This window comes from Hymenobacter aerilatus (genome assembly GCF_022921095.1).
Lineage (GTDB): Bacteria > Bacteroidota > Bacteroidia > Cytophagales > Hymenobacteraceae > Hymenobacter > Hymenobacter aerilatus.
The window spans coordinates 904550-917883 of sequence record NZ_CP095053.1; the positions used below are offsets into that span (position 1 = coordinate 904550).

The 13334-nt window shown below is 53.5% G+C and carries 15 protein-coding genes; 4 read left to right on the forward strand and 11 right to left on the reverse strand.

What is annotated here, in order from left to right:
- Positions 1-36: 36 nt before the first annotated feature.
- The 6 genes from MUN82_RS03780 to MUN82_RS03805 form a co-directional block, all read right to left on the reverse strand.
- A complete protein-coding gene (locus tag MUN82_RS03780; RefSeq protein ID WP_245095119.1) occupies positions 37-909 on the reverse strand; it encodes a hypothetical protein in 873 nt (290 codons plus the stop codon).
- Between the two features lie 64 nt (positions 910-973).
- Positions 974-2908, reverse strand: coding sequence for a DUF3987 domain-containing protein (locus tag MUN82_RS03785; protein ID WP_245095121.1), 1935 nt, complete (start codon positions 2906-2908; stop codon positions 974-976).
- Between the two features lie 136 nt (positions 2909-3044).
- A complete protein-coding gene (locus tag MUN82_RS03790; protein ID WP_245095123.1) occupies positions 3045-3986 on the reverse strand; it encodes a BT4734/BF3469 family protein in 942 nt (313 codons plus the stop codon).
- Between the two features lie 359 nt (positions 3987-4345).
- Positions 4346-4669: a helix-turn-helix domain-containing protein gene (locus tag MUN82_RS03795; protein ID WP_245095124.1), complete on the reverse strand. Its 324-nt coding sequence runs from the start codon at positions 4667-4669 to the stop codon at positions 4346-4348.
- A gap of 104 nt (positions 4670-4773) precedes the next feature.
- A complete protein-coding gene (locus MUN82_RS03800) occupies positions 4774-5805 on the reverse strand; it encodes a hypothetical protein (RefSeq protein WP_245095126.1) in 1032 nt (343 codons plus the stop codon).
- A gap of 19 nt (positions 5806-5824) precedes the next feature.
- Entirely contained in the window at positions 5825-7072 is a 1248-nt protein-coding gene (locus MUN82_RS03805) for a site-specific integrase (RefSeq protein WP_245095127.1), read from the reverse strand.
- 445 nt (positions 7073-7517) lie between these two features.
- On the opposite strand from MUN82_RS03805, the gene MUN82_RS03810 reads away from it, so the two are divergent.
- The 4 genes from MUN82_RS03810 to MUN82_RS03825 all read left to right on the forward strand — a co-directional run bounded on the left by MUN82_RS03810 (position 7518) and on the right by MUN82_RS03825 (position 10598).
- Complete coding sequence (locus tag MUN82_RS03810) at positions 7518-8714, forward strand: site-specific integrase (protein WP_245095129.1); 1197 nt, start codon at positions 7518-7520, stop codon at positions 8712-8714.
- Positions 8715-8729: 15 nt separating this feature from the next.
- The gene (locus MUN82_RS03815; RefSeq protein ID WP_245095131.1) at positions 8730-8960 is read left to right on the forward strand and encodes a hypothetical protein; all 231 of its coding nucleotides are present in this window, start codon (positions 8730-8732) and stop codon (positions 8958-8960) included.
- Positions 8961-9925: 965 nt separating this feature from the next.
- On the forward strand, positions 9926-10297 hold the full coding sequence (locus tag MUN82_RS03820) for a type II toxin-antitoxin system HicB family antitoxin (RefSeq protein WP_245095133.1): 372 nt from the start codon (positions 9926-9928) through the stop codon (positions 10295-10297).
- A 4-nt stretch (positions 10298-10301) separates the two neighbouring features.
- Complete coding sequence (locus tag MUN82_RS03825) at positions 10302-10598, forward strand: hypothetical protein (RefSeq protein ID WP_245095134.1); 297 nt, start codon at positions 10302-10304, stop codon at positions 10596-10598.
- Between the two features lie 59 nt (positions 10599-10657).
- On the opposite strand, the gene MUN82_RS03830 is transcribed toward MUN82_RS03825, so the two are convergent.
- The 5 genes from MUN82_RS03830 to MUN82_RS03850 all read right to left on the reverse strand — a co-directional run bounded on the left by MUN82_RS03830 (position 10658) and on the right by MUN82_RS03850 (position 13333).
- A complete protein-coding gene (locus MUN82_RS03830; RefSeq protein WP_245095136.1) occupies positions 10658-11032 on the reverse strand; it encodes a hypothetical protein in 375 nt (124 codons plus the stop codon).
- A 34-nt stretch (positions 11033-11066) separates the two neighbouring features.
- Positions 11067-11318 carry a hypothetical protein gene (locus MUN82_RS03835; protein WP_245095137.1) on the reverse strand — a complete coding sequence of 84 codons (252 nt, stop codon included), beginning with the start codon at positions 11316-11318 and terminating at the stop codon, positions 11067-11069.
- Positions 11319-11964: 646 nt separating this feature from the next.
- A complete protein-coding gene (locus tag MUN82_RS03840; RefSeq protein WP_245095139.1) occupies positions 11965-12402 on the reverse strand; it encodes a hypothetical protein in 438 nt (145 codons plus the stop codon).
- The gene (locus MUN82_RS03845; RefSeq protein WP_245095141.1) at positions 12399-12608 is read right to left on the reverse strand and encodes a hypothetical protein; all 210 of its coding nucleotides are present in this window, start codon (positions 12606-12608) and stop codon (positions 12399-12401) included. Before MUN82_RS03845 ends, MUN82_RS03840 begins: the two co-directional genes overlap by 4 nt.
- A gap of 56 nt (positions 12609-12664) precedes the next feature.
- On the reverse strand, positions 12665-13333 hold the full coding sequence (locus MUN82_RS03850) for a glycoside hydrolase family 108 protein (RefSeq protein ID WP_245095143.1): 669 nt from the start codon (positions 13331-13333) through the stop codon (positions 12665-12667).
- Between the last annotated feature and the right edge of the window lies 1 nt (position 13334).

Consider the following 13334-nt stretch of genomic DNA (forward strand, 5'->3'; position numbering starts at 1 on the left):
GTTTAGTAGAGTGCTGTAGCAAGTAGTGACAGTATATCAAAATGGCGGATATCCTTCCATCTTCAGGGCTAACATATTGTTTAGCACTTGCTGTAGTAGGTAATATCCTTGTAGGTCGTCCGGCGGCATCTTAGCATACAGGACGGCAAGTTGCTGGGCAGCGTTTAACACGGCATTAAATCGGGCCGTTAGCCGTTCGTTGGCTATGTCCTCATTAATTTCCTGTTCTATCTGTTCGATAATTGGTATAGGTACCATCCGACCGCTTTCATCAGGCCGGTACATAGTTATTTCCTTACCGCTTACGGCCGTGAACATCTTACGTAGAGCAAAATCGGTTTGATGTTCTACAGCCAAGGTAAAACGGTGAAAATCAATTGGACCACTGGTGCCAATGTATTCGCCGTGGCTTTCGGGGTCGGGAAAGAAGCGGGCTAGCTCGGCGTGTAGGCCGTACTCTGCCAGGCGTGCCGGGTCGGTGGTGTCGGTTACTTGCCAGCCTTCGCCCGCGTCGGGGTTGCCGGTGCCGGTGTGGTGCCAGTCGTCATCTTCGCCGCCGCCGTACTCTTCTAGCAGGCGTTTCCGGTTGGCGGCCGCGTAGGCGGTTAAGTCGCCTTCGTACACGGCAAAGAAGCTGTCGAGCAACGCGGCCGCGGCTTGTACGTGGCCGTGCAGGTGGTTCAGGGCGTTGCTCAGTACCGTTAGCTCGTAGTAGCGTTGGGCCTGGGCTACAATGGACAGCGGGGGCTTTGCGCCCTGGGCTTCGGTGGTAAACGCTACCCGACAGGCCCGCATGGATTCGCGGGGCGTGCTGAAAATATCCAGCGTTGAAAGACCGGCCAGATAAGCATTAAATAAGTGAGCCAACGGGGTATCCGCGTCGATTTTTTCCAGGATGGTGAAACGCATAACTGTAGAGTAATTAGAAAGTGTAGTAATTGGAGAAAGTGTAGCGTAGCACTTTTGCTACACGCTACGCGTCGAAGCGCAACCAGCGCGCAACGGTGGTAAAATGCACGCCTACTTGTGAGGCTATTTCACGCACACCCAACCCTTGCCCGTGTAGTTCCTGCACCCGGGCTTCCTGCTCCGCTTTCCCGGCGTACTTGCTGGCTGATTTGAAGGCAGAGCCGACGGGGCGGGGTAGTCGCTCATACAAAGCCAGCGCGTGTTGCCGGTACACATCGGCAATGGCTAGGGCAGCGGTTAGGTCGGCATCTTCGCAGGTGAGGGTACGGTCGGTCGGGGCTTCCCCGTTCTCAAAGCAGCGTAGCAGCGTCAGCAGCATGCAGAGGCGGAAACAGGCGCGGCCGTGGCGTTTAGAGGCACTACCAGAGCCCTCCCCGAAGTCCGCTATTCCTTCGCATAGCCACTGCTGCCAGGCCGCGTTGAAACGTTGTTCCTGAGTTGGGCTAAGGCGTACCACTATCCGGCCCGCACTGGCGGCGGCTATCATTTCCGATACCCGCACCGACAGCGCATCAAACCACGTATCAAGGGAGCCGCCGGCGGGCGCGGCAAATGGGTCGTCCCAAACGTGCGGAGACTCAAAGGCATAAAACCAGAAGCGCGAAAACAACCCATCCTCAGCAGTTGGAATAAGCCGGGCCACCTGCTCCGGCGTACCTCCCAGCGCTACCGATAAGGCCGGCCGGCTCAACTCATAGGTGCCGGCAGTTTTGCGGTCGTACTGGTGCGGTTCATGTTCGGAGCATTTGCGCAATAGAGCAGAGTAATCGCCAAAATCCTGCTTTAGCGCGCCGCTTAGGGTGTCGGCTTCCGTTTCACAGATGATACCCCGCTCGTTGTTTTCGGCCAGCGTCTTTACCACATTGGCCGCGCCGTTATCAGCTGGGATAAAGAGGCGGCGGCGTGGGGGCTCTGTTGGTTTCGGAGGCAGCGGCCCGCCGGCTTTGGCGGCGCGCTTCTGTTGCTCGTATTCCTGTAGCTGCAACTCGTATCCGTCCCGTTCCCGCTGGCTGGCTTCGCGCACAGCCAGGTGGTGAGGCCAGGCCAGCCGGCGGGCCCAATCCAGCGCGCCCTTGCCGGAGGCCGCGGGTGCTACTACAAAGGCATACACGTTGGCCCCAATAATTTTGCCCCGGTACATCCCTTCCAGCGTCGGGAAGCAGCCCGACAGCACGGCCAGCGCACCGGTCAACAGCACATCCCGTTCGCGGGCTGTGGGCAAGGGCTGGCAGCACTGTTGCAGGAAGTTGGGTAGCAGCTGGTATACTTCCGCCGAAATGGTGGGGGTATTGAGGGGCGCGGCCGGCAAGGGGCCGGAGCCCGTGCCGCCGGGGCTACGTCCGGCGCTACCGTACTCAGCTCCGGCGGTTGAGTTAGACCGGGCCGTGGGCGGCTCCCAGGGTTTGCTGTTGTGCTGGCTGGTTCCCCGCTGGTAAATACCGCGCACGGTGCGGGCTATTTCATCGGCGGAAAAATCGGCGGCGGCATACCCGGCGGCGTGGCTCTCAAAATCGGGTAGGGCTACTCCCTTTTCATTGCAGAAGAACGCCAAAGCAGTTAGCCAGGCATTGCGTCCGCCCTTAGCCGGAAAGGTGCCGTGCCGCGCTTCATGTTGTGTTACGCACCAAGTAAGGGCGTCGAGGGTAGGCATTCTCGGACCATTACGCGCGTACGCGTGCGCGCGCGTAGGGGTGTCCTGTTCTGTCCAGTTGGCAGTTTCGGGAGCAGTACGCGCGTACGCGTGCGTGCGCGTGGAACTGTCAACATTTGTCAACATCGGCGGCGGAGTTTCGCACCCATCGCGCGCGTGCGCGTACGTGCGCGTATTGGTCTCGAAACTCCCGGCGGCGGGTTGCGCGGGCGTTGATGTGTCGGGTTTTGTCGGGTCGGGCTCCGGTGCCGGGGTAGCGGCCCGGAGGGCGTTTAAATCTAACGTCATTGCCAGCTCTGTTGAAAATGTAGGGTTTTGTAGGGTTCACTGTGCCTATTAATTTTATAACCTCCCTTTTTATGGGTATTTAAGCCGCAAAACCTAGTTTATTCTTCGGCTCAATTCTGAGCGAAAGCCCGGCGGCTTACCCCGCAAAGCGTGGGCTTAGCCAGGCGTCGGCATCGTGGCAGACAAAGCAGGCGCGGGCCACATCTTTGCCGCTGGGGTCGGGCTGTAACTCCGGCCCGTAGGAGCCCAACAGGTAGCCCGATAGCACCCGGAAGTTGTCAAGGTGAGAAGCTGTCGGGTCGGTTTCCAGAATAACCTTTAGCCCTTCCCCGCCGGGGCTGGTAAACAAGACTACCAGCGCGGGGCTCAACAGCGGATCAGCTAGTAAGGCGGTGCGGGCCGCGCCCACGTCGGGCAAATGGTCAAAGTCCAGCACCAGCAGGCCCGAAGGGGTAACTAGGTTGCCATTGGCACGGGTAGGAGCGAAGGTGCCGGCGGGCGTTACGTAGTCGAGTCGTTTTTTCCATTCGGCGCGGGCTTCACTACCCGCCGGTGCTTGCCGGAGTTGGGTTGTAGCCGGCGCGAATAGAGGCCCGTGTACCATTTCCCAAAGTTGGCGCGGGGTAATGGCCGCATACGGGGCGGCGCTCCTAATACCGCCCCGGAAGTAGCTGAATTGGGGTGGCTCCGGTGCCGTTGAATCCGGGTCTGCTATTACTGCTTTGCTTCTGCTATCGGCTGGTAGCTCCGGCGGTGTGGCCTCATTAACCGGAGTCGGATTTATTCCTGCTTCATACCTGCTTTTGTCCGATTCTTCGGAATAATTCCCTGTTATTTCCCTGCTTTCTGTTGGCTCCCAAGGTGCGCCAAATACACCCCGCCGCGGCTCCCGGAGGCCACCCGCCTGGAGCATGGCTAGCCAGTCGGAGAGAGGCCCCGCGTAGCCGTGCCGGTGCAAAGCCGCTTCCAGCTCGGCGGCGGTGCGTGTGAAGGTTGGGCTGTAGTCAGAGAATAACGCGCGCACGGCGGCCGAATCCATGGCACGGGTTTCAGCAGCCAGCGGTCCACCATTAGCCACGGGGGCGGCGGGCCGGGCCCGTTCTGGTAACTACAACGGGTGAAGCCGCGGCAGTCGGATTTAACAAGTAGAGGCGCTTTATATCAGATGCCTCAAAACGAAATACCGGGTCGTCATTGGGGTGCGGGTCAGCTGGAACAAAGGCTATAGCGCCACCTCTGTAGGAAGTGAGTAGATTAGTTACTGCCTTACCTACCCAAAGTATACGCGGGCCGAAGTCCAGCCCTTCCCCGGTGGTGAGTAGTGCGACAGCAGAGCCAGCGGGCACAGCGGGCCAATCCCGGCGCCGCACACGGTAAGCTAGGCAGGGCCGGCCGCTGGCTAACAGCAGCACCGGTGCTGAATCTAGAAGCAGTACGTTAGGCACGGCGCGTTCCTCCTTTCCCGGCTGGTTTAGCCGTACGGTGCTGACGTTGCAGGCTAGCGAGCAGTTCGCTCCGTTTCAGATATACACGACCTCCTAAGCGGTGCTTCGTAATTAGGCCACGACGAGCAAAGTCGTGTACGGTCTGCTGGCAGATGTCAAGCAGCGCGGCGGCCTCCCGCACAGTTAGCAGTTCCGGCCCGGTGGCTATATCGGTAGGCACGGCCGGGCCGGAGCTACTGACCTCATGCCGGATAATGGCCCGGAGGTCGTCTAAAAGTTGGGAGTAGGTTACTCCGCTGGTTAAAATGGTTTGCATTGTACATCATGCCCGCCGGGGTGTGGTTCGGTCGAGATGATGCAAAACTGACTTAGGCCGACTAGTCGAAATTAGCCGACTAGAAAAGACCTAAAAAGACCAGTTTATTTAACCGTGAAGTGTGTTTTTATAACGTCGCAGATACGGGCTGTTTCCGTATTCTTGGCAGGAGTTTTATCTTCTATTTCATTTCTGTAAACCGAACTGACACTGCTTTTGCTTGTTTTCCCATTAAAAGACACAGCAATTAATTCAGGTACTCGCTCCATAGTAATCTTCTGTACATACCCCATCGAGAACAGAGCCCAATACAAACTTGCCCATTGTCCCGGCTCAGCAGACGCTTGCTTGCTAGCAACATCATAGAATGCCAAATGCTGTCTACTTACCAATGCTGCTAATTGGGTTGGTTTGAATCCACCTGCAAGAGCTCCCTCAAAAGTTGAAGGGTAGACACGCGGTTTTCTTCCTCGGCTCTTTGGCTGAGGGCTTACTATTCGCATAGTTGGATAAAGCTCTGGCATAGGTAACCATTCACATTCTGGCAGCCTCTTATTTATCCAATCATTGATGTGTTGCTTATGCCAAACTTCCATGTTTGCTCTAGGCAAGAACCCTTGTAAGGCATAGACGAAGTTCAATCCAGATTCACCACCTGAAAACGACTGCTTTTTATATTCTCCTTCTAAGTGTATGGGAATATCAATTCTGCCTAATTGACCTAAGACACAGCACAGCTTTGTAAAAAAAGTCAAGGTACTTGCGGCCTCTACACTTACATCAAATTCCTCTCCGTAGAAATTAGCCTCTTGGATATGAACCGCTCCCTGAGAACTAGCCTGTATAAACATGGCTTGATTAGTTATCTCTTGCGCAAAGCGAGTCCATTCCTTACCCGAACGGCCTCTCAACATCAGAGCGGGCATAGCAATTAGGGCTTCTAACTTCGTTTGAAAGTGCGCCTGCTGATACTTTACTCTCAAATAGTCAAATTCTACTATTCTAGTGCTTGCTCTCATGGCTCTAACTGGTGCCAATGATGCATGAACTGGAGCAGGTATTCGAGAATTAGACTGATCTAACGTTGTCCCAAAAGATAGAGGTTGAGCTACAGGTAATAGGCTATATTTTTTCATTCGACTTAAGTAGATATAGTTACTGAGCTATTTTAAGTAAAGAAGGCATTTCATAAACGCGGGCAAACTCTCGTTCTACTGCTTGCTCTGTAATATTCACATAGCGTTTAAAAGACTTCCAATCCCGGTGCCCGGTTATCTTCATTACCAACTCCGGCCGTAGGCCCCGTTCTAGGCTTAGGGTTACGAATGTACGGCGGCCAGTATGGCAGCCTAAGCGGTGCCACTTGGGTACGGTATGGCTTTCACGGGCTCCGCCCCGGTACCGGATAACTTCTACTAGCTCTGTAATGCCGGCTCGTTCTCCTAACTCCTTTAGGTAGTCGTTGAGCTTTTGGTTGGTTATTGGCCGCACTTCACCGGCAATCATCCGACGCACAATGGGCAAGGCGCGGGCCTGTAGCGGGATGGTTACTGCTTCCCGCGTTTTCTGAGTAGTGAGGCGTAAGGTTTGGCCGCGTAAGTGTTCGGCCCGGATGCTTACTAGGTCGGAGTAGCGGAGGCCAGTATAGCAACTCAGTAGGAATAGGGTACGGGCATTGTCTAGGTAGCCGGCTTCGGGTAGGGGCAAGGCTTCCAGCGCTTCTACTTCCTCAGCAGTAAGCGTCATTATATCGGGCTCCTGTCGTTTCCAGGTTAGCCGCTCGTACCCTATGCTTTGATGGTAGCCGCGTTCGGCTGCCCACTTCATAAAGCGTTTGAGCGTCATTACCTGCTTGGCTACGGTGTTATCTGTTAGGCCAGCAGTACCTAGTAGGTAAGTCGTGAAACGATCATTGAAGGTCGTAGTAACCGTGTCAAACCCTACGGCGTACTTCGCTTTCTTCTCGAAGCCGCGTAAGTGCCGGCCGGTGGTTTCATATACGGAGGCGCTTCGGGCCTTACCACGTACGCGGGTCAACTCTACCCATTCCGTATAGTAGTCCCAAAAGGTGAGGGTAGGGGCCGCTTCGGGCGTTGCATCCTGTTTTTTTGGCGCGGCGGCCTCTTTAAGTTGAGCTGCTGTCGGAAGTAGCCCCTCAGCCAAATAAGAGGCGTAGCAATCTTCTATCTGCTTCCCCTTGACTTCCAGCGCATCATTAACAGCTGGGTTATCCGGGTAGCCGCGTTCCAAGGCTTTTTGAGCTTTAGTCAGCCATTGGTTAGGATGGATAGAAAGGCCGGTATAAACCTTTATCCGAGTGCGCCGATCAACAGTAAGCAGCGCGAAAATAGCCGTAGGGCGGTCAGCCTTAGGCTCCTTCAAATGGAAGGATACAGTTGCCATAAAACGGGGTAAGTAGTTGCCGTTCTAAAGCTACTGAAAAATGTTTTTCGGGGTACACACAGGGGTACACACTTGCCGATTTATCCCGACTTTACCTGATTTGTTCTTTCAGGGTACACACTCAATATACCTCTATGCGCTGCAAATGGGTATTATTTCAGTCTTATGTCATCGGGCATGCATATAGGGAGTAAGTCCCATCCTCTCTGCCCTTATCTTTTAGCAGCCCCCGCCCTCCCCAGGCCGGGGGTTTCTTTTTGCCGCTATGCGCCGCGTGAACCGCGTTTCTGGGCTGCTAGGCCACTTTCTGCACGGATACCCGCCTGGCTACCCACAAAAAAGCGTCGGCTACACATAGTGATTCGTGTATCTTTCATCCAATAGTCTTAGTAACTAGGGTTAGTTATACTAATCTTTTTAGCTACTAGGATTCATGCAACACTATATGTGTATACGTTTCATCTTCCGCAAAAACGCTCGGCATCCCGAGCGGGAAGGTGCTATTACGTGTCGCATTACCGTTGATAAAACCTACAAGCCGTTTACTACCCCCGTGCACTGCCTGCGCAAAGAATGGGATGCCAAAGCCCAGCGCGTAAAAGGCAACAGCCAGCGTGCACGGCTACACAATGCATTGTTAGGTGATATCGAAAGCGACATCAACCGCATCTATTATGATATGGAGCGGGCGAAAGAATACATCACGCCCGAGCGGTTGCTATCCGCCTACCAGCGAGGCGACCAACCCCGTACTACTTTGCTGGTAGCCTGGGAAGAGTTTGAGCAGAGCCGGGCCCCGCTCATCGGTGTCTCGCTTAGCAAGGCCGCTGCTGAGTCCGTGCACGTCTGCTACGAGCATCTGAAAGCCTACCTCGAAGCCAACGGCCTGCGCGGCCTGCTGCCTGAAGAGTTTGGGGCGAAGCATGCCGACCGTTTTCAAACATGGATGCTCACCAAACGCAAGCTCTCGCAGAACTACACGGCCAAGAAGATTCAGAACATCAAACAGGTGCTTCGCTGGTGCGTGCGCCAGGAGTACGCGCAGCTCAATCCGCTGGATAGCTACAGTCTGAGCTTCGAAGCGCCCGCCGAACCTGTCTTTCTTACGCCGGTGGAACTGGGGCGTATCTGGAGCTACCCGTATGCCGCCGAGCCCTTGCGCAAAGTAGCCGACCTGTTTCTGTTTCAGTGCTACACGGGCTTGGCCTACGTCGACCTAACCCGCTTTGACCGGCGCCGTGATGTGCAGCCTGGGCCGGATGGGCGGCCGTGGCTGGTCATGCAGCGCTCGAAGACGCGGAAGAAAACCGGGCAGGCTGCCACGGTGCGGCTGCCGCAGGTGGCGCTCGATATCCTGGACCGTTACGGTGACACGCTACCCGTACCGACGAATCAGGTATTCAACCGTTACCTGAAAGAGATAGGGGCGCTACTGGGCCTGGGCAAAACGCTGACCACGCATGTAGGCCGTAAGACCGCCGGCATGTTGCTACTCCAGGACGGTATGAGCCTAACGGCAGTGTCGAAAATCCTTGGCCACGCCTCCGTTACGATGACTGAACGGCATTACGTCAGCATCACGGATGACGTGGTGAGCAAAGAATACGAGCGCGTGTATGGGAAGACTGGCACCGAAGACTAGCTATCTTTACACCCTATGCCCGCACTCACCTTCCTACGCGTCAAGTTCACCAGCAACAACGTGATCTTCCAGCTCTCCGACAATAGCACCCACTACCGCTTGTACACGGCCATGCCGTTCACGTTCCTCTACGAGACGCAGGCCACGCAGGCGCAGCGCGAGGACTACGACATTATTGCCAATGGGAAGATTGTCGAGTGGGCGGAGCTGGGGCAGATGGTGACGGTGGAGCAGGTGGTGGGGTAAACCATATCAACTAACCAACTTAGATTTGTACTTTATAGGTATAATTAAATTTTTTATGTGATATGTTTAAAAAATGACAACCAAACGCAACCAAACGCAAACTGTATTTGTATATTTGGCGAGTCCACGGTTGTGGATACGCGGGTGGAGCCGCGAGGAAATCAGGCATAGCCGTCTCGTCTAATCGGGATGATTCAGCTGTGTTTAAAGCCCCGACGTTGCTCCACACACGTTCGGGGCTTCTGCTTTTAAGGCCCTCTGGTGTGTAGCGAAAGGCTACAAATAACGCCAGCAGCGAAAACGGTAGCCCTCAGGCGGGACGGTCTTAAAGACCCCTGTGCGACAGTAACGGCACGGCGGCGACTGACTCCTGTTAAATGCGGGTAAGGACTTCTGGTTACTTGCTCACCTGCCCGCAGCCTCACCTATGACGAGAACTCACTGGATGCACACTTGCACTATGCAAGTTGGTCAGGATAGTATTTAATCCTCTGGATACCCTTACAATTTGTAAGGGGGATTTAGGGGGTTACTTGCTTTTTCCTGGCCTACCTACAACTTCGAATCTTCTAGCTGCACACCACAACGATTTAATTAACGACCGGAGGGAGTTAATTAAATCACTCATTTGGTACACCAGAACGATCTAAATCTGTTAGTGACCAGCGGGAGCTAACAGATTTACACTCTCAACAAAATTTGAAAAATTGCTTTCTAAGTACATTAATTGCTTTGAACTGATGATCAACAATTTAATGACCTTCTATGCTTATACTTTTATGGTATAAAGCAAAGGCCATTTTTTTGTCAGTTAATTTCCTTACTGGGAAAAGGAATTTCAGCTGTCAGATTGAATATGAAAACAACTTTAGTTTTTCTTCTTTAATGCCTCTTAATGTAGAAGCATTAACTGTAATCAGACACAGACTTAATATTGCCGTTGGAGCGGCTTTTGAACATAAACTATGGCGCACCAAAGCATCGAGCACGATGGGGAAAAACTCACGTTGCAAATCGAGGCGTTTATTCTGAAGGAAGGCAAACATTACGTAGCCTATTGTCCTGCGCTAGAGCTTTCTTCTTATGGATCTTCTCCGGAAGATGCGAAAGAGGCATTCGGTGAAGCTATTGAAATTTTTCTTGAGGACACCGCTGAAAAAGGTACTCTTGAAAAACTTTTACTAAGCTTAGGCTGGACGCTACGAAAGCGGCCTACTCCAGAATATCAACCGCCTCATTTTACTTATCAGCAGATAAGTAACCTAGGGTCACAATTCGGAACTAGTACTCGTGGTCCTATTGACACCATTAATCAACGTTTAGCTCTTTCTGTATAAGGATATGCCGAAAGCAGTTGAAATGTGGTTATGGTTAGAGTTTTTAAAGGCTCAAGGATTAGTGTACATACGTACGCACGCAAGTCATGATATTTATGATCGACCTGATAATTCTCTTCTGAGAAATATTACGGTACGTCCTAATAAAGATGACGAAGTCCCTATGACTCACATGAAAACTTCTTTGCAGACTCTGGGCTTACAGATGAAAGACTTTACCGAATGGCAGAAGCAGCGTGGTAAAGGGAATAAAAAGAAGAAAGTTGTGCAACCTGAAAAAAAGGCAACTGATTCAGAATAGTAACAATATAAATTCAATTCAATGAAAAGCCCCAGCCTATAGACTGGGGCTTTTATTTATTAGCAATCTCCACAAGACCTGGCTGTTTTCATGTACTGTTCCTCTAATCTCCATTTATTCCCCTCCATATCCTGAAAATCAGCATAGGCAACACCGGTGCTATGTTTATTTACTGTCAAAACTTGCTCTAACTGTCCTGAATCATTTATTCTTTGACACTCAGCTAGCACATTTTCTACATGGACTGTCTGAGGGATTGGGTCAGCTTGAAGCTCAGTGCTTGGTGCAAAGAATTCCGGATTGCCAGCTAACATAAAAGTATTGTCAGCAATATCGGGCTGAAATAGCTCCCCGAAGATGGCAGCAAGTTGCGCTCTATGTTCAAGAGGTCGTGTTGACCGGATGTAAAAGATATTAGGTTGGATAAGACTCATAGGACTGTATCTGATTTTCACTAAGATAAACGTTTTATAATTCGGGCAAGTCAATATACACCGCGTAATCTTCCAGCTCCTCTTTCCGCACAAACGTCCTACAATGGTGCAGGTGGTTGACCTCCGGATCATAGTACACCTCGGCAAAGAAGCTGCCCATGTGGTAGAGGTTCACCGTATCCTCTTCCTCGAAGCGTGTGGCCAGGAAGGTACCCTCGAAGACGACGATACCGAGTCGTTCGCTTAGGGGTAGCTGGTCGAAGGAGGCGCGGGATGGAATAGCCATGGTGGCAAGATAGCCACCGATTACAACAAGCCCCGCGCCGTTGAGCGTGATACCCGCGCACACAACGCATAGTTGCAGTCATCCAGCCAGCGCTCTACTTCTGACCAGTTCATAAGTTCCCCACAGTCCTCAGAATCAAATGCAAGCGGCTGGTTCCCGAAATGGTGGGCACGCAACAACAGCCGCGTAGTGCTTGGTTGCTCAAGCTCAACTTGCCAGCCCAAGAGTTGCGCAGGGTTCAGCATTGCAGCAAGCAAATGATGCACAAAAGGCAGCTGTTGAGTAGAAATTATCATACTCGAAGTTCAACAACTAGAATAGCGAAGACAAGCGCAACAGAGAAGATTTATAAAACAAACGCCCCGACCAACCGGCCGGGGCGTTTGTGTTGCAATAGATCAGGGCGTTTCTTTATTCATTCACACTCCTCATAGACGGGAGCTACGGCAGAGGGTTGCGCGGCTGATCTAAACGGGGCCGCCACGTTGCGAGCGGGCGGCGTACGGTTGTCGAGTCTACTATACGTGAGAAGGTCCTTCGCAAGCTCAGGATGACAAGCTACTTCGCAAATAACTTGTCAAATTTGATAAGCTTTTTGCGAAGCTACTTCCTGGGCGCCTGCCAATACCCGCGCCGGGTGCCAGGCCTACGCACGCCCTAACAGCACGGCCGCTGCGCTAAAGAGGATAACCCCAGCTAGCTTCAGGTACGCATAGGTGCGCCCACTTAACTGCCATTGCCCTACCTGCTTATCCAGGGCTGCCGTGTTGGCGTCCTGTCCTACGTAGTACCGCCCCAGCGCCCGCCGTAAGTTGAGACGGATATCGAAGCGCAGGCCGAATAGGCAGGCAGCGGCGGCGAAAGCACAGGGTGGCGCCAGCGCTGCCCACCAATGCGACACGCCACGGTGGGCGTAGGCTAGCACCACAAAGCCAGTAATGGCAGCAATCCGTTCACGGGTTTCCCACAGGTGCGACACGTCGAAGTCCCGCTTAATCTGGTAGGCATTGCTACCAGCCGCAATGCCTGCGTAAATAAAGGTAGCTGCCAGCACCAGCAGCAACGGAAGCAGTTGCGTAATCATACCCGCTTGCGCCGTTGCTCTTTGCTGAAGTAGGTCACGCCTACATTGAAGCCCTGCACCACAGCGGCAGCGGCTGCCACCCACGGGGCGTTTTCCGTCTCGCCTGTCAGGATGAAGATAATAGCCAGCAGCAGGATGAAGTTGAGGCCCCAGAACAGCCCCTTGTCGCCGGGCCGGCCTTGCAGTTGATACCAGTAGGTTTCCATAAAATGAGGAGAGCTAAAGTGAAAATGTGGAGAGTTGAGAGCTATAATGTGGAGAGCTAGGCCACGAACGGTGCCGTGGTTCGGCTCAGCCAGGCATTCAAAAACTTGCGCTGCGAGGCGTCGGGCCGCAGCTTCAGCTCGGTGTGAAAGAAGGTGTGCCACGCTGCCAAGCTGCGGTTATCCTCTGCTTTCCAGGCGTTGGCGCGGTAGGTGTGAAAAGCTCGGCGCATCTGAATCAGATGGTCGTACACCACAGCCGCCGGTGCGGCATTCAGCGCGTTGATGGTCTTGCGGCCGATAATGCCATCGACGGCAATGCCTTCGATTTCCAGTTCCTTCGCCAGCACGTACTGCACCAGCTTAGCCGGCCGGGAAGTGCCGGCATTCACACCGAAATCCGCCAGCTGCGTGGCAATGCTCTGGCTTTCCACTTCATCCAGGCGGAGCGGATTCCAGTACTTGGCTTTGTAGAACTGTTCGACCATCTTCGATAGCGCGGCGTTGCCCGCTACGTGCCGGTCAATCATAGCCCACGAAGCGTAAGCAACGGGGCGGCTAATGCCTAGTGCCTTCATAGCAGCCAGCACGGTAGGCCAGCCCGCCCACTCCGGATGGAAGTTGTAGGCAATGCCGCGGAACGTCATGCCGCCTTTATCACTCGGGTTGTCGGCGAAGCCACCTTCGTGGCCCTGCATGACGCGAAAGAATTTAGAGAAGTCAGCCATA

Bases quoted from the DNA above. Each gene is read 5' to 3' on its own strand.
- MUN82_RS03780 (WP_245095119.1), bottom strand. From the start codon at position 909: ATGCGTTTCACCATCCTGGAAAAAATCGACGCGGATACCCCGTTGGCT.
- MUN82_RS03785 (WP_245095121.1), bottom strand. From the start codon at position 2,908: ATGACGTTAGATTTAAACGCCCTCCGGGCCGCTACCCCGGCACCGGAG.
- MUN82_RS03795 (WP_245095124.1), bottom strand. From the start codon at position 4,669: ATGCAAACCATTTTAACCAGCGGAGTAACCTACTCCCAACTTTTAGAC.
- MUN82_RS03800 (WP_245095126.1), bottom strand. From the start codon at position 5,805: ATGAAAAAATATAGCCTATTACCTGTAGCTCAACCTCTATCTTTTGGG.
- MUN82_RS03805 (WP_245095127.1), bottom strand. From the start codon at position 7,072: ATGGCAACTGTATCCTTCCATTTGAAGGAGCCTAAGGCTGACCGCCCT.
- MUN82_RS03810 (WP_245095129.1), top strand. From the start codon at position 7,518: ATGTGTATACGTTTCATCTTCCGCAAAAACGCTCGGCATCCCGAGCGG.
- MUN82_RS03815 (WP_245095131.1), top strand. From the start codon at position 8,730: ATGCCCGCACTCACCTTCCTACGCGTCAAGTTCACCAGCAACAACGTG.
- MUN82_RS03820 (WP_245095133.1), top strand. From the start codon at position 9,926: ATGGCGCACCAAAGCATCGAGCACGATGGGGAAAAACTCACGTTGCAA.
- MUN82_RS03825 (WP_245095134.1), top strand. From the start codon at position 10,302: ATGCCGAAAGCAGTTGAAATGTGGTTATGGTTAGAGTTTTTAAAGGCT.
- MUN82_RS03830 (WP_245095136.1), bottom strand. From the start codon at position 11,032: ATGAGTCTTATCCAACCTAATATCTTTTACATCCGGTCAACACGACCT.
- MUN82_RS03835 (WP_245095137.1), bottom strand. From the start codon at position 11,318: ATGGCTATTCCATCCCGCGCCTCCTTCGACCAGCTACCCCTAAGCGAA.
- MUN82_RS03840 (WP_245095139.1), bottom strand. From the start codon at position 12,402: ATGATTACGCAACTGCTTCCGTTGCTGCTGGTGCTGGCAGCTACCTTT.
- MUN82_RS03845 (WP_245095141.1), bottom strand. From the start codon at position 12,608: ATGGAAACCTACTGGTATCAACTGCAAGGCCGGCCCGGCGACAAGGGG.
- MUN82_RS03850 (WP_245095143.1), bottom strand. From the start codon at position 13,333: ATGGCTGACTTCTCTAAATTCTTTCGCGTCATGCAGGGCCACGAAGGT.